The sequence below is a fragment of the Sinorhizobium sp. 22678 genome, from assembly GCF_052044265.1.
Classification (GTDB): Bacteria; Pseudomonadota; Alphaproteobacteria; order Rhizobiales; family Rhizobiaceae; genus Sinorhizobium; species Sinorhizobium meliloti_A.
Window position 1 is genome coordinate 187,618 of the sequence record NZ_JBQEMS010000003.1, and the last position, 25,880, is coordinate 213,497.

Annotated in this window: 26 protein-coding genes; 9 read left to right on the top strand and 17 right to left on the bottom strand. The window is 63.1% G+C overall.

All coding sequences use genetic code 11. The features are described 5' to 3' along the window. From thiO to ACTJKL_RS06450, 4 genes are read left to right on the top strand one after another with little or no spacing between them, the layout of a single operon-like run. Complete coding sequence (gene thiO / locus ACTJKL_RS06435) at positions 1 to 978, top strand: glycine oxidase ThiO (RefSeq protein ID WP_440852483.1); 978 nt, start codon at positions 1 to 3, stop codon at positions 976 to 978. Next, the gene (gene thiS, locus ACTJKL_RS06440; RefSeq protein ID WP_102763715.1) at positions 975 to 1,172 is read left to right on the top strand and encodes a sulfur carrier protein ThiS; all 198 of its coding nucleotides are present in this window, start codon (positions 975 to 977) and stop codon (positions 1,170 to 1,172) included. The genes thiO and thiS overlap by 4 nt, the downstream gene beginning before the upstream one ends. 2 nt (positions 1,173 to 1,174) lie before the next feature. Then, on the top strand, positions 1,175 to 1,948 hold the full coding sequence (locus ACTJKL_RS06445; protein WP_275599499.1) for a thiazole synthase: 774 nt from the start codon (positions 1,175 to 1,177) through the stop codon (positions 1,946 to 1,948). Continuing rightward, the gene (locus tag ACTJKL_RS06450; protein WP_411926519.1) at positions 1,945 to 2,550 is read left to right on the top strand and encodes a thiamine phosphate synthase; all 606 of its coding nucleotides are present in this window, start codon (positions 1,945 to 1,947) and stop codon (positions 2,548 to 2,550) included. The genes ACTJKL_RS06445 and ACTJKL_RS06450 overlap by 4 nt, the downstream gene beginning before the upstream one ends. Positions 2,551 to 2,560: 10 nt before the next feature. Here ACTJKL_RS06450 and ACTJKL_RS06455 read toward each other — a convergent pair whose 3' ends face one another. The 9 genes from ACTJKL_RS06455 to ACTJKL_RS06495 form a co-directional block, all read right to left on the bottom strand. After that, a complete protein-coding gene (locus ACTJKL_RS06455; protein WP_411926518.1) occupies positions 2,561 to 3,814 on the bottom strand; it encodes a Zn-dependent hydrolase in 1,254 nt (417 codons plus the stop codon). Next, positions 3,811 to 4,644: a BtpA/SgcQ family protein gene (locus ACTJKL_RS06460; RefSeq protein ID WP_102763853.1), complete on the bottom strand. Its 834-nt coding sequence runs from the start codon at positions 4,642 to 4,644 to the stop codon at positions 3,811 to 3,813. The genes ACTJKL_RS06455 and ACTJKL_RS06460 overlap by 4 nt, the downstream gene beginning before the upstream one ends. Before the next feature lie 5 nt (positions 4,645 to 4,649). Next, on the bottom strand, positions 4,650 to 5,561 hold the full coding sequence (locus ACTJKL_RS06465; protein ID WP_411926517.1) for a PfkB family carbohydrate kinase: 912 nt from the start codon (positions 5,559 to 5,561) through the stop codon (positions 4,650 to 4,652). Positions 5,562 to 5,583: 22 nt separating this feature from the next. Then, positions 5,584 to 6,348: a glutamine amidotransferase gene (locus ACTJKL_RS06470; protein WP_411926516.1), complete on the bottom strand. Its 765-nt coding sequence runs from the start codon at positions 6,346 to 6,348 to the stop codon at positions 5,584 to 5,586. Between the two features lie 30 nt (positions 6,349 to 6,378). Then, positions 6,379 to 7,470, bottom strand: a complete 1,092-nt coding sequence (locus ACTJKL_RS06475) for a phosphotriesterase family protein (protein ID WP_411926515.1) — start codon at positions 7,468 to 7,470, stop codon at positions 6,379 to 6,381. Continuing rightward, entirely contained in the window at positions 7,470 to 8,438 is a 969-nt protein-coding gene (locus ACTJKL_RS06480; RefSeq protein WP_411926823.1) for an ABC transporter permease, read from the bottom strand. Before ACTJKL_RS06480 ends, ACTJKL_RS06475 begins: the two co-directional genes overlap by 1 nt. Positions 8,439 to 8,479: 41 nt before the next feature. Continuing rightward, on the bottom strand, positions 8,480 to 9,277 hold the full coding sequence (locus ACTJKL_RS06485; protein ID WP_102763723.1) for an ATP-binding cassette domain-containing protein: 798 nt from the start codon (positions 9,275 to 9,277) through the stop codon (positions 8,480 to 8,482). Positions 9,278 to 9,347: 70 nt separating this feature from the next. Next, complete coding sequence (locus tag ACTJKL_RS06490) at positions 9,348 to 10,289, bottom strand: ABC transporter substrate-binding protein (RefSeq protein WP_440852484.1); 942 nt, start codon at positions 10,287 to 10,289, stop codon at positions 9,348 to 9,350. 124 nt (positions 10,290 to 10,413) lie between these two features. Beyond that, complete coding sequence (locus ACTJKL_RS06495) at positions 10,414 to 11,028, bottom strand: cupin domain-containing protein (RefSeq protein WP_411926822.1); 615 nt, start codon at positions 11,026 to 11,028, stop codon at positions 10,414 to 10,416. A gap of 174 nt (positions 11,029 to 11,202) precedes the next feature. Between ACTJKL_RS06495 and ACTJKL_RS06500 the strand changes: the two genes are divergently transcribed. After that, entirely contained in the window at positions 11,203 to 12,192 is a 990-nt protein-coding gene (locus ACTJKL_RS06500) for a sugar-binding transcriptional regulator (protein WP_338282080.1), read from the top strand. 41 nt (positions 12,193 to 12,233) lie between these two features. Here ACTJKL_RS06500 and ACTJKL_RS06505 read toward each other — a convergent pair whose 3' ends face one another. The 3 genes from ACTJKL_RS06505 to ACTJKL_RS06515 are packed head-to-tail and all read right to left on the bottom strand — an operon-like array spanning position 12,234 to position 15,883. Then, on the bottom strand, positions 12,234 to 13,277 hold the full coding sequence (locus ACTJKL_RS06505) for a substrate-binding domain-containing protein (RefSeq protein ID WP_338282081.1): 1,044 nt from the start codon (positions 13,275 to 13,277) through the stop codon (positions 12,234 to 12,236). Between the two features lie 46 nt (positions 13,278 to 13,323). Then, complete coding sequence (locus ACTJKL_RS06510) at positions 13,324 to 14,370, bottom strand: ABC transporter permease (RefSeq protein WP_411926513.1); 1,047 nt, start codon at positions 14,368 to 14,370, stop codon at positions 13,324 to 13,326. Then, complete coding sequence (locus ACTJKL_RS06515; RefSeq protein WP_411926512.1) at positions 14,360 to 15,883, bottom strand: sugar ABC transporter ATP-binding protein; 1,524 nt, start codon at positions 15,881 to 15,883, stop codon at positions 14,360 to 14,362. The genes ACTJKL_RS06510 and ACTJKL_RS06515 overlap by 11 nt, the downstream gene beginning before the upstream one ends. 135 nt (positions 15,884 to 16,018) lie before the next feature. Here ACTJKL_RS06515 and mtnK point away from each other — a divergent pair, with 135 nt between their 5' ends. Continuing rightward, positions 16,019 to 17,290 carry an S-methyl-5-thioribose kinase gene (mtnK, locus tag ACTJKL_RS06520; RefSeq protein WP_440852485.1) on the top strand — a complete coding sequence of 424 codons (1,272 nt, stop codon included), beginning with the start codon at positions 16,019 to 16,021 and terminating at the stop codon, positions 17,288 to 17,290. Continuing rightward, a complete protein-coding gene (gene mtnA / locus ACTJKL_RS06525) occupies positions 17,287 to 18,381 on the top strand; it encodes an S-methyl-5-thioribose-1-phosphate isomerase (protein WP_411926510.1) in 1,095 nt (364 codons plus the stop codon). Before mtnK ends, mtnA begins: the two co-directional genes overlap by 4 nt. A gap of 24 nt (positions 18,382 to 18,405) precedes the next feature. On the opposite strand, the gene ACTJKL_RS06530 is transcribed toward mtnA, so the two are convergent. Further along, positions 18,406 to 19,611, bottom strand: a complete 1,206-nt coding sequence (locus ACTJKL_RS06530) for an MFS transporter (protein ID WP_102763730.1) — start codon at positions 19,609 to 19,611, stop codon at positions 18,406 to 18,408. 75 nt (positions 19,612 to 19,686) lie between these two features. On the opposite strand from ACTJKL_RS06530, the gene ACTJKL_RS06535 reads away from it, so the two are divergent. After that, positions 19,687 to 20,673 carry an AraC family transcriptional regulator gene (locus ACTJKL_RS06535; RefSeq protein WP_411926508.1) on the top strand — a complete coding sequence of 329 codons (987 nt, stop codon included), beginning with the start codon at positions 19,687 to 19,689 and terminating at the stop codon, positions 20,671 to 20,673. Between the two features lie 178 nt (positions 20,674 to 20,851). On the opposite strand, the gene ACTJKL_RS06540 is transcribed toward ACTJKL_RS06535, so the two are convergent. Continuing rightward, the gene (locus ACTJKL_RS06540) at positions 20,852 to 21,160 is read right to left on the bottom strand and encodes a type II toxin-antitoxin system RelE/ParE family toxin (RefSeq protein WP_275599518.1); all 309 of its coding nucleotides are present in this window, start codon (positions 21,158 to 21,160) and stop codon (positions 20,852 to 20,854) included. Continuing rightward, positions 21,157 to 21,426 (bottom strand): CopG family ribbon-helix-helix protein, encoded by a 270-nt coding sequence (locus ACTJKL_RS06545; RefSeq protein ID WP_100671119.1) that lies wholly within the window; start codon positions 21,424 to 21,426, stop codon positions 21,157 to 21,159. Before ACTJKL_RS06545 ends, ACTJKL_RS06540 begins: the two co-directional genes overlap by 4 nt. A gap of 508 nt (positions 21,427 to 21,934) precedes the next feature. Here ACTJKL_RS06545 and ACTJKL_RS06550 point away from each other — a divergent pair. Continuing rightward, positions 21,935 to 22,570, top strand: a complete 636-nt coding sequence (locus ACTJKL_RS06550) for a DUF1062 domain-containing protein (protein WP_100671115.1) — start codon at positions 21,935 to 21,937, stop codon at positions 22,568 to 22,570. 271 nt (positions 22,571 to 22,841) lie between these two features. Here the strand turns inward: ACTJKL_RS06550 and ACTJKL_RS06555 are convergent, their stop codons facing one another. Together ACTJKL_RS06555 and ACTJKL_RS06560 are read right to left on the bottom strand one after the other, a co-directional pair. Next, complete coding sequence (locus tag ACTJKL_RS06555; protein ID WP_411926506.1) at positions 22,842 to 23,927, bottom strand: ABC transporter ATP-binding protein; 1,086 nt, start codon at positions 23,925 to 23,927, stop codon at positions 22,842 to 22,844. A gap of 12 nt (positions 23,928 to 23,939) precedes the next feature. Next, positions 23,940 to 25,862 carry a glycoside hydrolase family 127 protein gene (locus ACTJKL_RS06560; RefSeq protein WP_440852486.1) on the bottom strand — a complete coding sequence of 641 codons (1,923 nt, stop codon included), beginning with the start codon at positions 25,860 to 25,862 and terminating at the stop codon, positions 23,940 to 23,942. Positions 25,863 to 25,880 lie beyond the last annotated feature (18 nt).

The following is a 25,880-nucleotide window of genomic DNA, read 5'->3' on the forward strand; positions in this document are numbered from 1 at the left end:
ATGCGCGTGCTGATCAGAGGGGCCGGCGTCGCCGGCCTCACCGCCGCCCATGAACTTCTCGGGCGCGGCGCCGCAGTGACGATCATGGAAAATGCCGCCGGCTTTACCGGGGCCGCTTCCTGGTATGCGGGCGGCATGCTCGCTCCCTGGTGCGAGCGCGAAAGTGCCGAGGAAACCGTCCTGAGGCTGGGGATCGGCGCCGCCGACTGGTGGGAAGCCGCGCTCCCTGCCGGTTCCGTGCATCGCAACGGCACGCTCGTCGTCGCGCAACCCCGTGACGGAGCCGAACTCAAGCGTTTCGCCTCCCGCACCTCCGGCTTCCGCTCGCTCGATGCAGAGGAGATCGCAGCGCTGGAGCCGGCTCTCGCCGGCCGTTTCCGGCAGGCGCTGTTCTTTCCGCAGGAGGCGCATCTCGACCCGCGCCGGGCACTCTCGGCGCTCCGGCAAGGGCTGACGGCACGCGGCGCGGTATTCGCCGGCGAGGACATGGACGATCGCGATTTCGCGCTCACCGTCGATTGCACCGGCGCGTCGAGCATCGGCGAGATCGACGGGCTACGCGGGGTGCGCGGCGAGATGGCCTTTCTGCAGACGGACGAGGTGACGCTCTCGCGTCCGGTGCGCATGCTGCATCCCCGCATCCCGCTCTATATCGTGCCGCGCGGCGGAGGGCTCTTCATGTGCGGCGCGACGATGATCGAGAGCGACGACGCCGGCCCGATCACCACCCGCTCGCTGATGGAACTGCTGAACGCCGCCTATGCGCTCCATCCGGCTTTCGCCGAAGCGCGCCTGATCGAGACCGGCACGGGCGTACGCCCCGCCTTTGCCGACAACCTGCCGCGGGCCTCGCGCCGCGAAAATACCATCACCGTCAACGGCCTCTATCGTCATGGCTTCCTGCTCTCCCCGGCCACGGCCCGGGAAGTGGCGGCGCTGGCCCTGGGCGACGAGACACGCAAAGGAGATTTCCGATGAAGCTGACCGTCAATGGCGAGGAACAGGAGCTTGAGGCCGCTACACTCGCCGAGGTCTTGCAGCGCCTCGAATTCGAAGGCGACTGGCTGGCGACCGCCGTCAACGGCGAACTGGTCCAGAAGGCAGACCGATCCAGCTACCGGCTGCAGGACAGCGACCGGATCGAGATTCTGTCGCCGATGCAGGGAGGCTGACGATGCCGCTATTCTATGGAACAGAAATCCGGTCGAGACTGCTGCTCGGAACCGCCCGCTATCCCTCGCCGGCCGTGCTCGCCGAGGCGGTGCGGCGGTCGGGCACCGATATCGTCACGGTCTCGCTCCGCCGCGAGACGGCCGGCGGGCGCCAGGGCGGCGCCTTCTTCGAGCTGATCCGCGAACTCGGCGTGCGCGTGCTGCCGAACACGGCCGGCTGCCATTCGGTCTCGGAGGCGGTGCTGACCGCGAAGATGGCACGCGAGGTTTTCGGCACGAGCTGGATCAAGCTCGAAGTGATCGGTCACCAGGACACATTGCAGCCGGACGTCTTCGGCCTCGTCGAGGGGGCCCGCATCCTCACCGGGGAAGGTTTCCAGGTCTTCCCCTATACGACGGACGACCTCGTCGTCGCCGAAAGGCTGCTGGAGGCGGGCTGCCGGGTGCTGATGCCCTGGTGCGCGCCGATCGGCAGCGCCATGGGACCGCAGAACGTGCAGGGCTTGCGCGCCATGCGCTCGGAATTTTCCGACGTGCCGCTGATCGTCGACGCCGGCATCGGCCGCCCGTCACATGCGACAACCGTGATGGAGCTCGGCTACGACGCGGTCCTGCTCAACACCGCCGTTGCCGGCGCTGCCCATCCCGCCGCCATGGCCGAAGCCTTCGCCAAGGCAATTGATGCCGGGCACGCGGCTCACGGCGCCGGCATGCTCGAGCCGCGCGACATGGCCGTCCCGTCCACCCCCGTCATCGGAAAGGCAGTCTTCTCGTGAAGCTCGACCCCTTTTATCTCATCGTCGACAGCGCCCAATGGATCGAACGGCTGGTGCCGCTCGGCGTCAGGCTCGTCCAGCTCCGCATCAAGGACCGGGACGAGGAAGACATCCGCCGTCAGTTACGGGTCGCCAGGGCAGTCTGCGCCGCCCATGAATGCCAGCTGATCGTCAACGACTACTGGCAGTTGGCGATAGCGGAAGGCTGCGATTTCATCCATCTGGGACAGGAGGATCTGGCGGAGGCCGATCTTGCCGCCATCCGTGCCGCAGGGCTCAAGCTCGGCGTCAGCACCCATGACGAGGCGGAACTGGCAAACGCGCTCGCAGCCGAACCGGACTACGTCGCGCTCGGACCCATCTATCCGACGATCCTCAAGAAGATGAAGTGGGCGCCCCAGGGGCTGGAGCGGCTTTCATGGTGGCGCGAGCGCGTTCACCCGCTCCCGCTCGTCGCCATCGGCGGCCTCAATACGGAGCGGATCGAGGGCGTCTTCGCGCACGGCGCCGACAGCGCCGCCGTGGTGACGGACATCACGCTGAATGCCGATCCGGAGGGAAGGACAAGGGAGTGGATACGGAAGACGGAGGCGTGGAGATGAAGTCGCCCGATCATCCTGACCTGGGACATTGGTCTTGTGACAGCCGCTGGGCAACGCCCAGGAGAACACGGGCACCGGTCACGATATGCTCGTCGGATACGAATTCCGCCTCGTTGTGGCTGATGCCGTTCCTGCAAGGCACGAAGAGCATCGCCGAAGGCGCGACACGTCCGACGAACAGGGCGTCGTGGAAGGCGCCGGAAACCATCGTGCGACTGCGGATGTCAAGTGATCTGCACGTGTCCGCTATCACCGCCGTCACCGACGGCGCAAAGCGCGCGGGCGGCATGTCCACGCGCAATCGGATTGCCGCATCGCATCCCCATCGCCTACCGGCTGCATGACATTGCTCCTTCACGCGTCGCTCGATGGCAGCAAGGGCGGCGGCGTCCGGATGGCGAATATCGATGGTGAACGAGACCCGGCCAGGGATGACGTTGATGGAACCGGGTTCGGTGGAAATACGACCGATTGTCAGCCGCGCCTCTTCGTCGGCTGGCATGATTTCCTCCTGCATGCGCGCGATGGCAACGGCGGCGGCCGCCATCGGGTCCTTGCGGAATGCGAGCGGCGTAGTCCCGGCATGGGCAGCCTCGCCGGAAAAGGTGACTTCGAGCCACTTGGTACCCTGGATGCCGGTAACGATGCCGATCGGGACGTTCTCACGTTCGAGGACCGGGCCTTGCTCGATGTGCAGCTCGATAAAGGCGGAGATGGCGTGACCGGTTGGGCGTATCTCGGCCTCCGGCAGTGCCTGCAGGGTTGCTTTCAGCTCGTCAGCAAAGACGGGATCGTCCGCTTGCCAGTCCTCGACGCGTCCGGCGCCGCAAAACGCCATCGAGCCCATGCAACCTGGCGAAAAGCGGCTTCCCTCCTCGTTGGTGAAGGCAACGATTTCGATCGGCCGGTCCGTCTCGACGCCGGCATCGCAGAACGCTTCCAGAACCTCGAAAGCGCAGAGCGTACCGAGAGCGCCATCGAAGCGGCCACCCGTCGGCTGGCTGTCAAGATGGCTGCCGATGAGCAGTGGCGCAAGCGTTGCATCCCTGCCTTCGCGTCTGATGAAGAGATTCGCGGCATCGTCCTGAAACACTGTAAAACCGCGCGCCAACGCACGCTCCGCGAGCAATCGGCGGGCGGTGCGGTCCTCGATGCTCAATGCCTGACGGTTCACGCCGCCGGCCGGCGTGGCGCCGATGGCCGCGAAATCGGAAATGGATTGCAGCAAGCGCCCAGCGATGACCTCAAGCCGTTCCTGGCTCATCGTCCGAGGCTCGCGAACAAGCGCTTGACCCGCTGGGGATCGACGGCATTCCACCAAACCCCGTCGTATTTGAGATCGCTTGCGATGATCACCCCGTCGGCGACGGAGAGGATGTCCTTGACATTTTCATGTGTCACGCCGCTGCCGACCAGTGTCGGCAGCTTGGCCGCCTCCTTGATCATGCCGATATAATCGAGTCCGGCGGCATGCCCTGTTCGCTGGCCCGTAGCGATGACCACGTCGGCGTCGAAAAAAACCAGGTCCTTGACTTGTTCCTCCACCGGCCGATCCGCAACGATCGCATGCGCGCCGTGCTTGACATGCGCATCCGCGAAAATGCGGATACCCTGCGCGCGAAGCTGTGCCCGATAGCGCATCGCGCGAGCAGCCTCGCCCTCCACGAAGCCTTCATTGGCTATATAGGCGTTGGCCCACTGGTTGACGCGGATGAAGGAGGCGGAGGCGGCGGAGGCGATGGCGAGTGCGGGAATTGCCGCGTTGGCGAGCACGTTGATACCGATCGGCCGGCCGAGTTCCCGGCGGATGCGATCGGCGATCACCGCCATGTGGGCGGAAGTCTCGTGGCCAATCTGGTCTGGCTTCGAGAATGGCACGTCACCGTGATTCTCGATTATCAGCGCGTCGCAACCGCCAGCAAGATAGGCTCGGGCGTCCGAAAGGCCGCGTGCATAGATCGCTTCCGCGCCCTCGTCGGCATAGCGCGGAGCGCCGGGTAGCGGGAGCAGATGCACTACGCCGATCACCGGATTGTCCCGTCCAAACAGCGTCTTCAGCGTATTCTTGTCCTGCCGTCCAATTGGGTTGTTCATATCGGTCACACATCTTCCAGCTTGGTTGTCTTTTTCAGGGAGGCAATTTCAGCGCGCGACGGGAAGGAAGCCAGCGTGCCAGGGCGGGCCACCGCAAGTCCCGCGGCAGCCGTCGCAACTTCTGCAGCGGAGGTGAGCGATGCGCCTTGCGCCAGAAGCCCGGCCAGCGTTCCCGCGAAACAATCACCGGCACCGCTGGCGTCAATGGCATCGATCTTCGCGGCTGGAAGGCGGATCGCCGGGGCGTGCGCAGTTTCGAGAAGCAGGGCGCCCGCGTCACCGAGCGTCACGATCGCACTGCCGGCCCCAGAGGCCAGCATCCGACGCGCTGCCCGCTCGTCATCGGCTTCGCCGGTGAGAGCCTCGGCCTCGGGCCGGTTGACGACGATGAGCGACACCGCGGAGAAGTCAAGGGATTGCGTCGGCAGCGGGCTGGGGTTGAAGACGGAATAAATCCCTGAAGCCCTTGCGGCACTGAGACAGGCCATCGTTGCCTCCGGCCGAAGGTTTCCCTGCATCAGCAGCATGTCGCTGTCGGTCCAGGTCTCTCCTAGCGTGGTCATGGCAAGCGGATCGAAGGCGGCGGCGCAGGCGGCAGCGGTGACGATGACATTCTCACCGGACCTATCGACCCAAATCACAGAGCGGTCGCAGGGAAAATCGAGGCGGCATAACCGGAGCGCCGGGACCTCGGCCGCGATCCGCGCCTCGACCCACTCGCTCGCCGCGTCGCGTCCGGCCGCTGCCCACAGCATCACGGATGCGCCGGTTCGGGCGGCGGCGACAGCCTGATTTGCGCCCTTGCCGCCCACGCCCTCCCCTGCAACCGTCGCATTCAGCGTTTCGCCCGGCCGCGGAAGCCGCTCCAGACGAAAGCTCGTATCGACGCAGACATTGCCGACGATATGGATGGTCATGAGCGCGTTCCCGCAGGGTTCGTCAGGCCGTTGCCCAGGCGAGCATCTGCTCAAACAGCGTCTTATAGCCGGGCCACGCGATGAACTCCGGCGGCAGCCAGTGCGGCCCTACGTCGGAGGTCCAGACCACTGTCTTGCCCTCTCCGTAGGTACCTGTGACGAGCAGAGGCAACGATCCGTATTCAGAGGAAACGGTCATCAACTGATTGGCGCCTTCCTTCAGCGTTACCTCGTTAAAACCGAGCAGATAGGGAAACTCGCCGGACAGGCCGGCAAGGATTGGGTGCGACGCGTCGCCAGATACCACGGGCGTGAAGCCTTCCGGCACTTCCACACGGTCATCGATCGGCAAACACGTTATAGGCAAAACCTCCTCGACGGCGGTATTGCGGAACCGCGCGCCGCCGTTGATCCCCTGGAACGAATAATAGCCGCCAAACATCAGCAGTGCGCCTCCCCTGGCGACATAGTCGCGCAGGAGCTTCAGCCGGTTCGGCGTCCGCCGGGAATGGATCCAGGTATGGGGATGAAGCAGGAGCGTGTTGGCGCCGATATCGGAGAGCACAACGGCGTCGTAGGCTTGAAGGCCGTCGAGCGTGCTCGGAAAGTCCCGCTGCGCCTCGTGCGCCGGCATGAAGGAGACATCGAAGTCGCTGCCCTTCAACGCTTTCAGCAATTCGTCGGCGCCCGTGTGATAGGTCACGGTCGGGAACTGGTCGAAGCCCTTGATATGGGTCGCGGTCGAGACCCAGGATTCGCCGGCGAGCAGGACTTTCTTCTTGGTCATGGGAACTCCTTGGACGATTGGCCGACGGGCTCAGCGCACGGCGGAAAAAACGGATTTCGGATTGTCTATGAGCATGCGGTCGAAAGCCGCTTGATCGACGCCGTGCCTCGTCAGCCGCGGCAGGAAGTGTTTCAGGATGTAGCCGTAACCGAAACCGCCATAGCGGGTGAGCATGATCTTGAGGAAGACGTCCTGCGACAGCAGGAGTCTGCCGACATGGCCCTTGTCGATCAGCGTGGCTATGGCGCGGGCATTTTCCTCGTCCGAAGGCGACTGGGCGTCCTGATCGGCGTAGTAGTAATCCATGCCGATCATGTCGTATTCCAAAAAGGCACCGCGCCGGGCGAGCGAGGTCTGGTAGTCGAGATCGCCATGACTCGGATTCATATGGCACAATACGGTGTGGGCTGGATCGGCCCCTTCTTCCTCCACCACGTCGAGAACGCGGTGCGCCAAGCGCTCCCAACCGGGGAGATGTATCGACAGCGGCAGGCCGGTAATCCTGGCTGCCCGCGCCGAAGCGCGCAACGACTTCTCCTCCTCGGCCGTGAAATGGCGGCTGACTCCGATCTCGCCGATGATCCCGGCCATGATCTCGGGCTGACTCTCGCCGCCACCGACATCCTCGACAATGAACTGGGTGACCTCCTCGACATCCATCTCCCTCAGCCATTCGGGATGGGTATGCTCCAGATAGAATCCGGTGCCCATGATGATCCGCAGACCGGACATGCGCGCGATGCGTGCAAGCCCCGCCGCGTCGCGGCCGATGCCGAAATTCGTGGTCTCCACCACGGTGCAGCCGCCGAGCATCTGGAACCGCTTGAGTTCGGATAGCGCCAAGTCCCCGTCGTCCAGCGAGACGTTGTCCCGGTTTATATAAGGATTCATCCGGAGTTCACCGATGATCCCGATGTCGACCTTCTGCTCGGCAATCGCCTTTTCGTCCGGATGGCACGGGCAGATCCAGCTCCGTGTTCCGTCGAGTAAGATGTGCTCATGCATCAGCGTCACGCCGAGATCCTCGACCGGAACGGGGCCGGTCACAGTCATGGCGGTGCCGGAAAAGACGCCGATCGGATGGCTCTTCTTCGGCTGGTCGGTAAAGAGTTCCTCCAGCATCAGCGTCCCTTCGCCTCGCCCCTGAACAGCCGGAAATTGAGCCAGATCGCCACGAGAATGATTAAGCCGGTCACAATCGGTGTGAAAAAGGGCGAGAGATGCGACAGGATGAGGCCATTCGCCAGGACCGCGACCGTAAGCGCGCCGAGGATCGTACCGACCAGAGAGCCGCGCCCGCCGAAGAGGCTGGTGCCGCCGAGCACGACCGCGGCGATGACGTCGAGTTCGAATCCCTGCCCCGCATTCGAGGAGCCGGAGCCGAGGCGGGCGGAAAGGATCACGCCTGCCGCCGCCGCTGACGTGCCGGAAAGCGTATAGACCCACAGGATGACCCGGCGCGTGTTGACGCCGGCCCGCCGCGTCGCTTCGGCATTGGCCCCCACCCCGGTCACATAGCGCCCAAAATGGGTTTCGTTAAAGGCGACATAGGCGGCGGCGAGTACGGCGACCGCGATCAGTGCAGGCGCGGGAATTCCGAATACCCAGGCTCGACCGATCGCCACGAACGGGCTTGCTGGGTCGATTGGGATCGAATAGCCGCCGGTGATCAGCAGCGCGAAGCCGCGGATGACCGAAAGGCCGGCGAGCGTGACGATGAACGCAGGGATACGCTCATAGGCGATGAAATAGCCCTGGATCACGCCCACTATACCGCCAAGCATGAGCATGAGCAGAATGGCCAGCGGCCAGGGAAGCCCGGCCTGGAGTGCGGCTGCCGAGAGCGTGGCGGTAAGCGCGAGAACCGAACCCACCGACAGGTCGATGCCGCCCGTGGTGATGACAAAGGTCATCGCCGCAGCGACGACGAGCAGCGGCGCGGACTGACGGACGACGTTGAGAAGATTCGGTGCAGTCAGAAAAGCGTCGGTCGTCGCCGAGAAGAAGACGCAGCAGGCGACGAAGAACAGCGCAATCGACATGACGCCGCCATTCGCCACAAGCTTGTCGAGGATCGTCGCCTCGCGCATGCGCGGCGGATGGCTGGCATAGGTGTTGCTTTCGGACGAGCTCATGCGGGAAGGCCTCGCTCCTGGGTGCGGCCAGCGGATCGGGCGGAGAACTTTCGCCCGACGATGAGGCTGACGACTTCCTCGATATCGGTTTCTTCGATGCGCCGTTCGGCGACGTTGCGGCCCTCGTACATCACCTGTATGCGGTCGCATACGAGAAAGAGATCCTGTAGCCGGTGCGTAATCAGGATCACGGACACACCGCGTTGCGAAACCGTGCGGATCAGTTCCAACACGGCTTCGACTTCGGCAACCGCAAGAGCGGCCGTCGGCTCGTCCATGATCAGCACGGAAGGGTCGAAAGACGCGGCGCGGCCGATCGCGATCGACTGACGCTGCCCGCCGGAGAGATTCTCCACTTTCATGCGCGTATCGGGGATGACGATACCCAAATTGGAGAGCATGTCGCGCGCGCGCTCATGCATGACCTTCTTGTCGAGCAGCGGCACGCCGGCCATCCGCCTCTTCGGCTCGCGGCCGAGAAAGAGATTGCCGGCGACGTCAACGGTGTCGCAAAGCGCGAGGTCCTGATAGACCATCTCGATGCGCGCGGCGCGGGCATCCGCCGGAGAGGTGAAGGATACGGGATTGCCGTCGATCTCGATCGTGCCCGTGTCTGGAATGACGGCGCCTGAAAGCACCTTACTCATGGTGGATTTGCCGGCACCGTTATCGCCGACCAGGCCGAGTACTTCTCCCGGCATAAGATTCAGTGACGCATTGTCGAGTGATTGCAGCGCGCCGTAGCGTTTCGATATGCCGGTCATTCTGACGCGGCTGACTTGCGTTTCGATCATGTTCCCTGGCCCTTGCGGTGAACCCGGCCGCCCGGTCCAGGTTGAAGACCGGGCAGCGGCGGCAGACGGCTTATTTGAACATGTCGCGATAATCGTCGACGTTCTCCTTGGTGACGATCGTGACCGGCACGTTGATGATCGGATCGATCTTCTCGCCTTTCTTCAGCTTGACGAGCGCCTCGACGGCTGCTTTGCCTTCCCCCGCCGGATCCTGTTGGATCACGGCCGTCACGAAGCCCTGATCGATACCGTCGATCGCGGACTTGGTCAGGTCCCAGCCGAACACCTTGATGGAGTCGCTACGGCCCTGGCTCGTAACGGCGGAGACTGCGCCCAGCAGCGCCGGTTCGCCCGTGGCATAAAGCGCGGTCATATCCGGATTAGCGGTCATCAGGTTCTCGGCAGCCGAGAGCGCCACGTCCTGCACATTCTGGCCATCGACGGTGTTGAGGAATTCAATCTTCTGTCCACTTTCCTCAACCGCAGCCTTGAAGCCGTCGAGACGCTGGTTCTGGATAAAAGAGTTCAGCGCGCCGATCACGCCGACCTTCGCTGTACCACTCATCTCGTTCTTGACGTAGTCTGCGAAGAATTTGCCAATTTCGCCACCCGCCTTGGTGTTGTCTACGCCTACGAAGGAGACGTTGTCGCCCTCCGGAATCTGCGCGTCGATGGCTATAACGGGAATGCCCGCGTTCTTGGCCGCGGTGATCGCCGGCTTCACCCCGTTGACGTCGATGGCGATCAAGATGATGCCATCCACCTTCTGGGTAATGTAGGTCTCGATGGCGTCATTTTGGGCAGAGGGGACATTGTTGGCGTTGAAGACGACGAGATCGACTCCGGCCGCCTTAGCCGCCTCGTTCGCACCCTCGTTTATCTGGTTGAAGAAGAGTGCCTGCTGGTTGATGGTGACGACGGCGAATGTATCGGCGAAGGCGCTGGAAGCGCTCGCCGATAGCGTCATGACGACGGCTGCGGCGCAGCCGAGCAAGTATCTGGTTCGACCCATTTTTGTCCCCTTGATTGTAGCCTCGAACGGCGTTTACGAAGGCATTATTCAAGCCACTTGAATTCATGTCAAGTAGCTTGAATAAACCTCGCGAAAGCGGGCGAGAAAAGGTTTCCAGGAGATATCAGAAGGTCGGTGGGGTATTGACCCAGAAGATCGAGGCGCGTTCTTTCCCTACGTTCCGGTACCAATGAGAAAGCTCGGAATTAAACACGAAACTGTCGCCAGCCGACAACCGGTACGTCTGCTCACCGAGCATCAGCTCGATTTCCCCGACCAGAACATAGCCTACTTCCTCGCCGAGGTGCTGGATGGGGCCGGCGCTCTGCCCTCCAGCATCGATGTGATGAATGTTGCACTGGAGCAAGTGACCGGTCGAATAGGGGATGACACGTTCGAGCGATATGCCTTCGCCGCGCCGTAGCGGGTCGAGTGCAATCAACGGACGGGTGCCGGCGCGAAACACCACCCCCTCCTCGCCGTCGGTCTCTTCGAACATCCAGCCAATATTGGAATCGAGCGCCCTCACTAGGCGGTGCAGCATAGGGAGAGAGGGGGAAGCCTTGCCGTTCTCGATCTTGGAAAGCAGGCTCTCCGAACATTCGGCGGCCTGCGCCAGCCCCTTCAACGTGAGCCCTCGCGTCTGGCGGGCGAGCCTCAAGCGCGCACCTAGCCGCACTGGATTGGACTGGATTCTATCCCCCTGGCTGCTCTCTGGCGGCAACGGCGGCTTGACCATGTTCATGATGTGAGTATCGCTTTAATCGGGATTGCGATCATATGTCTTTGTGCCGGTGGGTGTCCAGAGAGCGCCGGCATCGCCAACGGAGCTGGACAGCTGGCAACCGGTGCGTCGCCGCGGCCGCATCCTATTCCGGGTCGAAGCCGCGACACTTGACATTTGTCACACGTGATGAATTATGTCAGCATCTCCGTCCGAAAGAGCTCCATGCCGATCCGCGCCAACGACCAGATCATCCACAAGGCCGCCTGGCTCTACTATACGCACGGCCTGCGCCAGGATGAAGTCGCCCAGCGGCTGGAAATCTCGCGTGCTTCCATCGCCATGTATCTGCGCAAGGCGCGCGAGATGGGCATCGTCACCATCACCACATCGACGGAGCTCTTCTCCGACGACGTCCTTGCCCGCGAGCTGGAGGACGCCGCGGGACTGACGAGCGTCTGGATCGTCCCCGAGGACCGGCAGGCCATGGACCCGGCCGTCGAGATGCCCGTGGTGGCGGCCTCGGTTTTCCTGGAGCTCATCAACAAGGGGGACCGGATAGGGGTCGCCTGGGGCCGCACCGTGTATCACATAGCGGACGTCATGCCGTTCGCCGATCTTCGGGGCGTGTCGGTCGTGCAGCTCTGCGGCAATCTCGGCGCTCCCTACTCCTACCGCCCGGATCAGTGCACGACGGAAATCGCCCGTCGTCTCAATGCCGAAGGCATCAATTTCTATGCGCCCCTCGTCCTCTCATCCGAGCGGCTTGCAGAGGAGTTGCGCCGCGAGCCCGTCATCCGGGAGCAACTTGCCACGATTTCGGACTGCAAGCTCGCACTCTACTCCGTCGGGGGGATCGAGGAGGACAGCCACCTCGTCAAATGCGGTGCCCTTTCGGCGAAAGACATGCATGCCATGGGCAAAAGGGGAGCAGCCGGCGTCATCGCCGGACAACTGATCGATCTTGACGGTCAGTGGATGGACTGCGCGCATAATCGACGCTGCATCTCGGCAGACCTCGACTCCATCCGCGCGATCCGGAAGCGCATGCTGGTGGTGCAGGAGGACAGCAAGTTCGAGCCGCTGGTGGCGGCTCTGAAGGGCGGGTTTGCTTCGCATCTGGTCGTCACCGCCTCGATGGCGCGACGGATCATGGACCGCTGGAGCCGCGATCGTTGAAATGCGCGCCGAGCGTCCATCGGGACGCGCGGCGCACGCAATCAGGGCTTCGGCATCCAGGCCGGCATGGCGACGTCGGCATGAGCGAATTGCGGCAGCTTCACGCCGAGTTCTTCCATGTTCTTGATGTCCTGATCGCTCAGGTCCTTCTGGGTGATCAGCGTCGGCGGCACGATCACCTGACGGCCGGGATCCTCGCCGGCAAGCAGCATGGCGAGCGAACGCACCGAGACCTGGCCGACGACGGCGGGATTCGTCGCGGCGGTCGCCACCCAGGCCGAGCCCGCCTCCCGCATGGCGGCGATGTCCGAGGTCGAGATGTCGGCCGAGTAGATCTTCACGCTGGAGGAGAGGCCCGCCTCGTCGACCGCGATCTTCACACCCTTGGCGAATTCGTCATAGGGGGCGAACATCACCGTGATGTCCGGGTTGGCTGAAATCACGGAACGGGCCTGGTTGGCGACGGAATTTGCGATCGGGTTGTCCATCGTGCCGAACTGGGCAGCTTCCTCGATGCCGGAATATTTCGTCTTGAATTCCTTCCAGGTCTCGTCGCGGCGGTCGAGCGGCGCGATCCCGGCGACGTAGACGTAACCCGCCTTGAAGCTCTCGCCGTTATCCTTGATCGCCTGTTCGAGGGCGAGGCGGGCGAGGTCGCGGTCGGACTGTTCGATCTGCGGGATCTTCTCGTTCTCGACATTCACGTCGAAGGCGACGACCTTGATGCCGGCATCGACCGCGCGCTGTGCAGCTTCCTTCATGGATTCGGTCAGGCCGTGCTGGATGATGATGCCATCCACTCCGAGCGCTATCGCCTGATCGACCATATCGGCCTGGAGCGCGGCGTCCTGACGGCTGTCGAAGATCTGAAGCTGCACCCCGAGCGCCTTGGCCTGCGCTTCGACGCCCGCGAGATAGGACTGAAAGAAGTCGCCGGTCGAAAGGTAACGCACGAGCGCGATCTTCACGTCGCCGGGCTTGTCGAACGGCTTCGGCATCTCGGCGGCAAGGGACGGTACGCCGAAGGCAGCCGCGCCCATAAGCGCGAGCGTCCATCTGCCCAGGGTTCTGCGAGTTACGTCCATGTCAGTCTCCTCCACTGATGAACTTTGACGGTCCGCCGAGGTCTCCTCAGCGTTTGCCTCTTTTCGAGAGCGCAAAGGTAAAGATCAGGGCGACGACGAGCACCGCGCCCTTGATGAAATCCTGCGTGTAGTATGGCGCATTCATCATCGTCAGACCCTGCAGGAGGATGCCGACGAAAAGCGCGCCGACGGCCGTACCGAAAGCGTTCGGCTTGGCCGCGCCCAGCACGGCAAAACCGATCAGCGCGGCGGCGACGGCGTCGAGCAGCAAATTGTTTCCGGAAGCGATATCGCCGCGGCCGAGGCGTGCTGCGAGCAGAATGCCGCCGATAGAGGCGAAGACGCCGGAAATGACGTAGGCCGAGATCTTGTAGGCATTGACCGGCGCCCCCGCGAGCGCGGCCGCGCGCTCGTTGGATCCGACCGCATACATTATGCGGCCGAAGCGGGTGTATTCGAGGAAGAACCAGATCGCCACGGCGAGCACCACGAGCACCACGACCGAGACCGGCACGAGGTTCGGCAGGACGAGATCGAAGCGGTGGCGCCCGAGCGCCAGGAAAGCCGGACTGAAAGTGCCGGTCGCGACCGAACCGTCGGGCAGCGTCATGCCCGCGGCAATCGATCGGCCCTCGGTCGGGATGCGCTGAAGGCCGAGCAGCAGGAACATCATGCCGAGGGTAGCCAGAAGGTCCGGAACGCGCATGTAGACGATGATGAAGCCGTTGATCAGGCCGACGAGCGCGCCGACGGCAAGGCAGACGAGCGCCGCCGTAAGCGCGTCACCCCCCATCACCACCATGACATAGGAGGAAGCCATCATCGCCGTGGTGGCGACCGAGCCTATGGACAGGTCGAACCCCCCGACGACAAGCGTCGCCGTCACGCCGAGGGCCAGAATGCCGGTGATCGACACGGATTGCAAAATGAAGACGGCGCTTTGAGGGGAGGCAAAACCTCCGGTTACGAGCGAGAAATAAAGAACCATGCCGGCGAGCAGCATGAGGAAGCCGTACTTGATCGCGGTTTCCCTGATGCCCCACGGGCCCGGAAGCACGGGGGCCGCGGCGGATTTGCTCTGTTCACTGCTCATGATGCATGACCTGCTGATGGGATTGACCGGCGATCTCCGACAGCAGGCGCTCGACATCGACTTCAGTGTTCCGATGTTCGCCGACGATGGTCTGCTCCGACATGACAAGGATGCGGTCGGCGACCTCGAACGCTTCGTCGAGTTCGGTCAGGAAGAGGATGGTGGAACGGCCCGCGGCCGAGATGCGCAGCTTGTTGCCGATGTCCCGGCGCGCGGCGATGTCGACGCCCTGGAACGGCTCGTCGAGGATGAGCAATCGGGAAGGCTCGCAAAGCCAGCGCCCGACCATCACCTTCTGCTGGTTTCCGCCCGAAAGTGTCTGCATCTCGTCGCGTTCGTTTCGGCAGATGACGCCGAGCGAGGTGATCTGCCCGCGCGCCTTCTCTCTTTCGGCCCTGCGGCTCGATATGCCGAAGCGGGAGAGCCTGCTCAGAAACGGCAGGCTGATGTTCTCGTAGATGTTGAAATCGGGCACGATACCGCTTTCGGCGCGATCCTTCGCAACGAGGAAAACGCCGCGCGCAATCGCCTGACCGGTTGTCGTCGGCGCATAGCGTAGGCCGTCAAGGGTCATTTCGCCGGCCACCGGGGAGCGCGCACCAAACAGCGTTTCGGCAAGCGCCGTCTTGCCGACCCCAACCAGGCCGGTGACCGCGACGATCTCGCCGTCGAGGAGATCGAAATCGAAAGGCCGCGCATGGTCGGAGAGCTTCAGGCCGCGCACCTTGAAGATCGGCCCGCCGGCCTTGTGCACCGCGATTTTGCCGGCCGAAACCTTGCGGCCCAGCATCGCGTCGACGGCGCCCTCGTAGTCGAGGTCGGGCCCGTCGAAACGGCCCGTGATCCGGCCATCGCGAAGCGAGACGATGCGGTCGGCGAGACGGCGGATATCCGACATGCGGTGCGAGATATAGAGAATGGCGACGCCGCGTGCCTTCAGCCGGTCGACCAGATCGAAGAGGCGGTCCGCTTCGGCGCTCGAGAGGGAGGAGGTCGGCTCGTCGAGGATAAGCACCTTCGGCTCATGCGACATCGCCCGGGCAATCGCCACCATCTGCCGGTCGGCAAGGGTCAGGTCGTTGACGTTGGCGGCAAGATCGATGGAGAGCCCCATATGGGCGGCGACCGCGGCCGCCTCGCGCCGGACGCGCCGCGGATTGAAGAAGAACCGCGAGCCACGCCCGTTCAGCCGGTCGAACGTCAGATTGGTTGCGACATCGAGGTCGGCGACGACCCCGTCGTTGATGTTCTGGTGCACGGTGACGACGCCGGCGCGGATCGCCTCGGCGGGCGTCACCGGCTCGAAAGCTGCATCCGCAAGCGTTATCGCGCCGGCGTCGCGCGCATAGACGCCGGAGAGAATGCGCACGAGGGTCGATTTTCCGGCGCCGTTGGCGCCCATCAAAATCGTTACCGCGCCGGCCTTCAGATCGAGATCCACCCCCTGGAGGACCTGCACGGGTCCAAAGGATTTGCGCACGCCCTCGATGCGAAACACTGCCTGTCCGCTCATTGTCTCCTCCCGACGCTGCACGTTAGGATAGCCATTCATCAAATGTCAAGGTCATTGACATTTGCCAGAATGGTGCCTTAGCTGTGCCATGGCGGCGGGTGGTGGAGGCCGCGCCATGCGCAGGAGGAGGACGATATGGACAAGCAAGTCTTCGAGGCGCTCAGCGCCGAAACATTGCCGCATCGGCTCGGCGGCAATTCCGCTCTCAGGGAGAAGATCGGCGAGGACGTCTCGCACTGGACCGTCAAGGAGGTCGGCGACGGCAATCTCAACCTCGTCTTCATCGTCACGGGCAGCAAAGGCACGGCGGTCGTGAAGCAGGCGTTGCCTTATGTGCGCCTTGTCGGCGAGAGCTGGCCACTGCCTCTGAAACGCTCCTTCTTCGAATACCATGCGCTGGTGCGTCAGGCCGCGCGTGCTCCCGGCACGGTGCCGGCGATCTTCTTCTTCGACGAGACGCAGGCGCTGATCGTCATGGAGTATCTGACGCCGCACGTCATCCTGCGCCGCGCGCTGATCGATGGATGCGAATTGCCCAATATAGGCTGCGATCTCGGCCTCTTTGCCGCCCGCACGCTTTTCCGCGGCTCGGACCTTTCCATGGCGACGCGCGACAAGAAAGCGGACCTGGCGCTCTTTGCGGACAATGTCGAACTGTGCGACATCACCGAAAATCTCGTTTTTTCCGATCCCTATTTCGAAGCCGAACTCAACCGCCACACCGCGCCGCAGCTCGACCCGATCGTGACGGAGCTCCGTTCCGACCGTGACCTCAAGGTCGAGGCGCAGCGGCTGAAGCATCTCTTCTCCGCCAAGGCAGAAACGCTCTGCCACGGCGACCTGCATACCGGTTCGGTGATGGTCACGGACGCCGAGACCCGCGTCATAGACCCGGAATTCGCCTTCTACGGACCGATCAGCTTCGACGTCGGGATGCTTCTCGCCAATTTCTGGATGAGCTACTTCTCGCAGAGCGGCCAGGAGAGCACGACCGGCGCGCGCGACAGCATGCGCGTCTATCTGCTCGAGACGATCGAAACGATCTGGGAAACGTTCCGCTCCGAATTTGCCCGACTCTGGCGGACCGAGCGCATGGGCATGCTTTACCAGGCGCGCGTTTTCGAGGACAGGAACGACGCGCTCGGCGCCGAGCAGGCGCTCAACATCGTCATCGAGGAAATCTGGCGCGAGATGCTGGGCTTTGCCGGAATTGAGATCCACCGCCGCATTCTCGGCCTCGCCCACAATGCCGATTTCGAAACGATTGCCGATCCCGACCGCCGCGCCGCCTGCGAAAGCAAGGCGTTGAAGCTTGGACGTCATCTCGCCGTCAACCGGCATCGCATCCACAGCCTCAGGGACATCCGCGCCACGGCGGAGCGGCTTCAGAAGGAGACACTCGCGTGAAAATCGGAGAACGTCATTACCACACGATCTGGCTCAACGAGGATGGCCGCTCCGTCGACATCATCGACCAGCGGTGGCTGCCGCACGACTTGCGTGTCGTGACGCTGAAGACTGTCGCCGACGTGGCCGTCGCCATTCGCGACATGTGGGTGCGCGGCGCGCCGCTGATCGGCGTCACCGCCGCTTACGGCGTTGCCATTGCCATGGCGGAGGACCCATCGGATGTGCATCTTGATGCCGTCCGGGACAAGCTTCACGAAACGCGACCGACCGCCATCAACCTGCGTTGGGCCCTCGACGCGATGCGGGATCATCTCCGCCCGCTGCCGGAAGCAGGACGCGCGGACGCCGCCTATGAGCGCGCCGCGGAAATCGCCGAAGAGGACGTCGAACTCAACCGCGCCATCGGTGCGAACGGCCTCAACGTCATCCGCGAAATCGCCGCAAAGAAGAAGCCGGGCGAGCCGGTTCGCATCCTGACCCATTGCAACGCCGGCTGGCTGGCGACCGTCGATTACGGCACCGCGACGGCGCCGATCTACATGGCGGTCGAGGAAGGCATACCGGTGCACGTCTATGTCGACGAGACGCGGCCGCGCAATCAGGGCGCCTATCTCACCGCCTGGGAAATGAGCAGCCATGGCGTGCCACACACGCTGATCGTCGACAATGCCGGCGGCCATCTCATGCAGCACGGCGACGTGGACATGGTGATCGTCGGCACCGACCGCACCACGGCCAATGGCGACGTCTGCAATAAAATCGGCACCTACCTCAAGGCCCTCGCCGCACGGGACAACGGCGTGCCCTTCTATGTCGCTCTGCCGTCGCCTACGATCGACTGGACGGTCCATGACGGGATCAAGGAAATTCCGATCGAGGAACGGCCCGGCGACGAGGTGAGCTTCGTGCAGGGACGCGCGTCCGACGGCTCCATCGCCAGCGTTCGCATCTCGCCGGAGGGCAGTCCCGCGGCAAATCCCGCCTTCGACGTGACGCCCGCGCGCCTGATCACCGGACTCATCACCGAGCGCGGCATCGCCGCGCCGTCACCGGAAGGGCTTAAAGCGCTCTTCCCGGAACGGCGCTGAACCGACGCCGCGACCGGACGGCAGTCAGACCTCTATGCTGCGCCGGGAGGCCATGACATAGAGCCCGCTCGCGAGCGTCGCGACGGCGCAATAGGTGATGGCACCGAGCGGGCCGAAGCTGTCCACGAAGAGCCCGCCGAGAACAGCGCCGCTGGCGATGCCGACCTGAAAGGTCGCAACGATGAGACCGCCCGTGCTTTCCGCATGGTCGGGTGCGGCTCGCACCATCCAGGTCTGGACGGCGACTGGCAGCGCCCCGAACGCGAAGCCCCACAGGGTCACCGCCACGGCCGACACGACATCGAGCGAACCGAAGGTCACGAGGGCGAACGCCATCGCCGCGATGAGCAGCGTTCCGAGGCTCACGGCCGCCGTGATGCTGCGTTCGATGATGAGCCCGCCGGCCAGATTGCCGAAGAAGCCGCCGATGCCGTAAGCCAGCAGGATCAGGGAGATCGCCTCGATGCCGAACTCCGGGACGTTTTCGAGGAACGGGCGCACATAGGTGAAGCCGGCGAAGTGGCCGGAGACGAAAAGCAGGACGGTGATGATCCCGATTCGGATGCTCGGCATGTGCATGAGGTCGAACAGAAGCTTCATGCTAGGCGCCGACTGCGGCGGCAGCCGCGGTATGGTCGCCATCTGTACGATCAGCGTTACGGCACCGACCGCCGCAGCCATCAGGAATGCGGCTCGCCAGCCCCAGAGATCGCCGATATAGGCGCCTAAAGGCGCCGCACAGACCGTCGCCACCGAGACGCCGGTGAAGACGATCGACATGGCACGAGGCACGAGCGACATCGGCACGAGGCGCAAGGCGATCGCCGCCATCATCGACCAGAAGCCGCCGAGCCCGATGCCGAGGACGACGCGTGCGGCAAGGAGCATGGCGAGATTGGTGGCGAAAGCCGCAAGCAGGCTGGAGGCGATCAGCGCCAGGGTGAAGCCCCAAAGCACGAGCCGGCGGTCGAACCGGCGCGTGGCGATGGCGATCGTGAGCCCGGCGACCGCGCCGACGACGGCGGTCGCCGTCACCGCCTGGCCGGCCGTGCCCGTGCTGATACCGAGATCGGCGGCCATCGGCGTGAGAATGCTGACGGGGAGGAATTCTGCGGTGACGAGGCCGAACACGCCGAGCGCGAGGGAGCCGACCCCGGCCCATGCCGGATCGATTCGCTCCTCGCTTTCCGGTATGAACGTGGCGTCCAAAGTGGTCGCTGTATCTGTCATAAGAGCGGTCTCCTTGAGAGGGTCCGGCTTAGATAAGGCGTGACGCCCTGGACATTCCATGCTAGAAATTCCGTAATGCTTGATCATTCGTCCAAAATATCTTCTTCCGCTTCGGAGGATTTTCTCAGCGAACTTCTGCGCGGACTGCGCCTCGACGGCGTCGATTACGTCCGTTGCGAATTGACCGCGCCCTGGGGAATTTCATTTCCGGCGCAGGAGGCGGCACGCTTCCACTTCATCTGCGGAGACTGCTGGCTGCGGGTGGCCGACGGAGACTGGATCGAACTGAAGCGCGGCGATGCCGTGCTTCTGCCGCGTGGCGGCGCGCATGCGCTGGCGAGCGCGCCCGGCGAGAAGCTGTCGCCGCTCGAAGCCTATTCGGTCCAGGAGGTATGCCATTGCGTCTACGACGTCTGCGGGGGCGGGCGCGGCAAGACCACCATCCTTTTCTGCGGCAGTCTGCGGTTCAACATGGATGCCATGCATCCGTTGTTGCGCATGATGCCGGACGTGATGCGCATCGACGCCCTGACGGCAAGCGAGCCGGCGATCCCGCACATGCTCGACGCCATGGCGCGGGAAGTCGGCGCCAGCCGCGTCGGCTCCGGCGGCGTGCTTGCGCGGCTGGCCGACGTGCTCGCGGCGCTCATCATCCGCTCCTGGGTGGAGCACGGATGCGGCAATACCAATGGCTGGGTGGCGGCGGTCCGCCATCCCGGGCTCGGCCGCGTAATCGCGGCCATGCACCTCGATCCGGAAAAGAGCTGGACCGTGGATTCCCTCGCCAAGCTCATGGGCGCCTCGCGCTCCGGCTTCGCGCAGCAGTTCGCCGCCGTGGTCGGCGAGACGCCGGCCCGCTACCTCACGCAGGTGCGCATGCATCAGGCACGGCAATGGCTGACCCGCGACCGCATGCGCATCTCCGTCGTCGCGCGCCGCCTCGGCTATGACTCGGAAGCCTCGTTCAGCCGCGCCTTCAAGCGTGTGATCGGCCTGCCGCCGAGCCACTATCGCGGATCCGAACCGCCAGAAGCACCGACATTTACCATCGGCGAGGGCTGAACGAGAGGCAAAGTAGGCCTACGGCACGTTTCCTTAATCGTAATCGATTGAAGGGCAAAGACATGCAGCAGATCAAAGTGCTGCAGGACTTTTGCGTGTCTGACACGCGGCGCTGTAGAGCATTTGACCCAACGCACTTCCGGCCGGAGAACCGTTACACACTTTTCCTGGACGTGCTTTAAGGCGGCCATTCCTCGGCTGTCCATTCCCGCGCGGTGTGGATGACGCGCAGGATCATGACGCTTTCGCGGTCGCCGTGGCTCATCAGTGCATATGCGATTACATAGGGCAAGCGGTTGATGGACTTCTCGTACGTGCCGATCACCCGCCCCGGCCTCCCGGTCGCCATCTCGCCGAGTGCTGCGGCCGTATCGCGAACCCGGCCCGCCACTCTTGCCGCTGCATCCGGGTCTTCCCGTGCAATAAAGAAAACCTGATCCTTGAGGTCATCCAGAGCTGCACGCGACCACTGAACAGGCCGCCTCAAACTTTATCGCCCTTGCCGGTCTCGGCCTTCCGGATCAAGCCGAAAATTTCAACCATGGCCTCTTCATGCGGAACGAGGCGGCCAGCTTCGGCATCAGCCATGCCGCGCTTGATCCCGTCGATGATTTCAAGCTCCCGGTCCACATAGGCAGCCAGGGCTTCGCCCGCGAGGAAGGAGCGGCTGCGCGAAGTGGCGCTAGCGATCCGATCGAGCTTTTTCTTTAACTCGGGGCTGACCCGAATGGTCATGGTGGTGCTGACGGGCATGACATTATCCTGTATTCGGTTGTGTACACGCTAACACAAGGTAGCGAAACCGTCCAATCTACCTTCCTAAGACGTGTGAACACGGCCGCCGTGGACGCAGTCATCAGACGCGGAAAACGAGTGGTCTACACGACCCGACCACATCGCAGAGTTGCAAAAATGCAGCACGCGACATGTTTGTCGGTTCTGCCGTAATGAGGACTCCATCTCAAGCGGATCATTTGTTATCGCTTTGGTGAAGAGCGTTGGCATTGTAGAGGTCCACTTTGCCTAAGTAAAAACCGGTCTCAATCCATTTCTCACCCGTACTGCCGCCGGCCGACGAGAGTCGGTGGGGTATGAATGTGTTCATCGGGTGGTGGCATGAGACCGGTCTGGCATCGTTTAAATGTGCCAAGTGCAGCCCCGCTGTCTCAGCTCTTCACCCCCCGAACGCCGCCATGCCGTGCCCTAAGGGCTTTCTCACGCTCCCATCTTGGTGGACTTCCGAAAGGAAGGCCAAGACGGTATGTGCAATACACTTCAGGTCCGTTGGACCATCATTCCCCTAATCCCCCCTCAGCCTTGGGTAGCATGCAGCGGATGCGGCGGCGTTAGAGCCTTCGAAAGCAGCAACAAGATCAGGCTTAATGCCAATGGTCGGAAGCTTGATGCATGGCTTATCTACAAATGCTCGACGTGCGACAGGACCTGGAACCGCCCAATATTCGAACGCCGAAATGTTCGCGACATCCGTCCCGCTGTCCTCGACGCACTACAGTCCAACGATCCCTCTTGGATTCAAGCGGAGACTTTCAATCTCGAAGCACTCAGGCGGAAGTCGCAAAGGATCGATGAGTTTTCCGAATTCGAGGTTCGAAAGGAGCTGCTGCACGAGGTTGCTGATTGGGAGCACTTGGAGATCGAGCTTTCAGTTCCATTCCCGAGCAGTACGCGCCTCGATCGCTTACTTGCCTTGGAGCTAAGAATCTCGCGCTCTCAGTTGAGCGCACTCCATCGGAGCGCTTTGCTTCGGACGACACCTGATCGCACCGATCTCTTACGACGGCGAATCAGGAACGGTATTCGGGTAACCTTGGATCTTTCAGGCATGGCCGACAGGGATCTGGTGTGGAAGCCGGCTGCTATTGAAAATACTTCGTAGAAGGAGCCCCCCAAGGGCGGGAACTTCAGGCCCCCTTGCGGTGCTTTCCGATGGAAGACACTCCGGCTGCACTTAATCAGCGCGGTCTGCCGAAACTCGTCGTCGGTGACCAGGATCGGTACGCCTTTCGCGTCTCAGGGCATCCGCCTCGGGGTTGCTGACATTGATCGGCACGCCGGCCCTCCATGTGGAGCGTTTCTTTAAATGTAGACCCCTGCATCTGCATAACCAAGCACGGCCATGCGGCAGTTGTGAGCGGGGCGCCGGCTCGCTACCGCAAGCGCCGCCCGTCTTCGGCAAAGAACCGCCTTCGGTCCTCCGGTACGGCGAAAGAAAGTCTTTCCCCTGCCTGCCAGTTCGGACCCTCGCGCTGTTCGACGACGAGGCTCTGGCCGTCTTCGAGCTGGCAGTAGAGGTAGCGCGTTCCACCGAGATATTCCGAGAACTCGACCTGGGCAGTGATCCGTTCCGGTCCCGGCTCCGCCACGGCGATATGTTCGGGCCTTATGCCGAAAAGCAGGCGCTCGCCGTGCCTCAGGCTGCCGCCGTCGATCGCTGCCTCGACTGTGGTCTCGCCGACCCGGATCGTCCCGTCCCCCTGCCATTCCGCATCGAGAAAATTCATCCGTGGCGAACCGATGAAGCCTGCCACGAACATGTTGGCCGGGTCCTCGTAAACGTCGCGGGGGCTGCCGGCCTGCTCGATCCGGCCGTCCCGAAGCACGACGATCTGATCGGCCAGCGTCATCGCTTCCGTCTGATCGTGTGTGACATAGACCATCGTGTTGCCGAGCTCGCGGTGCAGGCGGGCAATCTCGATGCGCATCGAGACGCGCAGTTCCGCATCGAGGTTGGAAAGCGGCTCATCGAACAGGAAGACGTCGGGCTTGCGCACGATCGCCCGGCCGATCGCCACGCGCTGGCGCTGGCCTCCGGAAAGCTGACCGGGTCTTCGGTCGAGCAGATGGTCGATCTTGAGAATGGCCGAGACCTGCGCGACGCGGCGCTCGATTTCGGCCGAATCCGTTCGCGCCATCTTGAGCCCGAAGCCGAGATTGTCGCTGACGCTCATATGGGGGTAGAGCGCGTAGGACTGGAAGACCATGGCGATGCCGCGCTCGGAGGGGTCGAGGTCTGTCACGTCCCTGCCCTTGATTGCGATCTCCCCCTCGGTCACCTCTTCGAGCCCCGCGATCATTCGCAGCAGGGTCGATTTTCCGCAGCCCGACGGGCCGACGAAGACGACGAAATCGCCTTCCTCGATCGTCAGGTCGATGCCATGGATAACCTCCAGGCCGCCATAACTCTTGCGTATGTCGCTGAGCATGACGCTCTTGTTGCTGATGCCGTTCGCCATCCTGGAGGTCGCCTACTTTTCCGACTGGACCCAGACGAGCATCTCTCCCGGCGCCCGGTTGTCCCAGAGATGATAGGGCACGAAGCGCGCTTTGTGCGGGCGGCGCTCAGGCCTCGTCTGTCGGTAAAGCGCCTTTCCCCAGTCCTCCGTCTCCTCGCGCTCGACGGAAATGTCGATGGCAACCGCACCGTTCAGATCATCGAGCACGACCGTTTCGGCAGCCGGCAGTTCGCGGGGAAGCACAATTGCGTTCAGATCCTCGCCATTGTCCGTGGCCTCGACGCAATAGACCAGCGGGCCGCGCATCAGCGCCACGCGGCCGACATCCTGCCGGACCTTCGGATTGGCATATTGCGGCCGAAGGGCCAGCGGCAGATAAAGCGCCACCCGGTCGCCGTCCGACCATTCGCGTTCGATGCGGGCATAGCCGCCGGTCAAATGAGCCGAGAGATCGAGCATCCTACCGTTGACGCTTAACGTCGCGCCGACCGCCCATTCCGGTATGCGCAAGGACAGCGCGAACTTCGCCGGCCTGGCGAGCTTCGTCGTGAAGGCGATCGCCCCCTCCCAGGGATAGCTGGTCTCCTGCCTGAGCTCGACATCGGCGCCGTTCGCGAGTTTCAGCCGCGCCGTGCTTTCGCCGTAGAGATGGACTGCGATCTCATCCTCCGCGACCGCATACATATAGGAACCGATCGAGGTCACGAGCCGCGCGATATTGGGCGGGCAGCAGGGGCAATGATGCCACTTCCATCGGTGGTGCCCGCCAGTGCTTTCGAGCGGGTTGTCGTAGAAGAAGGTCTTGCCGTCGATCGAAAGACCCGGCAAGGCGCCGTTGTAAAGCGCCTGCTCCATGACGTCGGCATAGCGGCGGTTCGGGCCGCGGCCGAGCAGGCGGCTCGCCCAGAAGACAAGGCCGACGGAGGCACAGGTCTCGGCATAGGCCGTGTCGTTGGGCAGGTCGTAATAGCAGGTGAAACCCTCGTTCGAGGCTGCCGGACCGATGCCGCCGGTGATGTACATCTGCTTCGTGGTGAGGTCGTCCCACAACGTTTCCAAGGCCGCCGTCAGGCTGTCGTCCCTGTATTCGGTCGCGATGTCGGCCATGCCGGAATAGAGATACATCGCGCGCACGGCGTGGCCGACGACCTTTTTCTGCTCGCGCACCGGCTGATGCGCCTGCCCGTATTCATAGGTCTTCTGGATGAAACTCTCCGGATCGCGGCCATCCCTTTTGGCCTCTTCGGTGAAGAAATGCGGCTCGGTGCCGCGCTCGTCGATGAAGAACTTCGAAAGGTCGAGATACTTCTTCTCGCCCGTCACGCGCGCAAGCTTGACGAGAGCGAGCTCGATCTCCTCATGGCCGCAATAACCCGGAATCTGCCCTTCGCCATGCCCGAAGACCGTAATCATATAGTCCGCAAAGCGGCACATGATGTCGAGAAGCTTGCGCTTGCCGGTCGCCTGGTAATAGGCGACGGCAGCCTCGATCAGATGGCCGGCGCAATAGAGCTCGTGGTGGTCGCGCAGGTTGGTCCAGCGCCTGTCGGGCTGAACGCGCTGGAACCAGGCATTGAGATATCCGTCCTGGTCCTGCAGCTTCTCGTACATGTCGATGATCCGGTCGGCACGGGTCTCGAGTTCCGGATTGGGGCGGCGGTAGAGCGAATAGGCGATCGTCTCGATCGACTTGCCGAGGTCGGAGTCCCAGAACATCTGGGTGGTACCGCCCCAGGGTTGGATGGGGATGACGATACCGGGGCTTGGCTCACTGACGTCGATCGCCTTGATCATGCCAGCCTCGACGCAACGGTCGAGCAGGGTTTCGGCGGTGGATTGGCAGACGGCATCCTGCCATTTGCCCCAGAATCCGCCGAGTTCGACATCGGGAACGGCAACGGGGCGGAACTGGCGGTCTTTCACGGTCTTTGTCATGAGGTTTCTTTCTCTCGG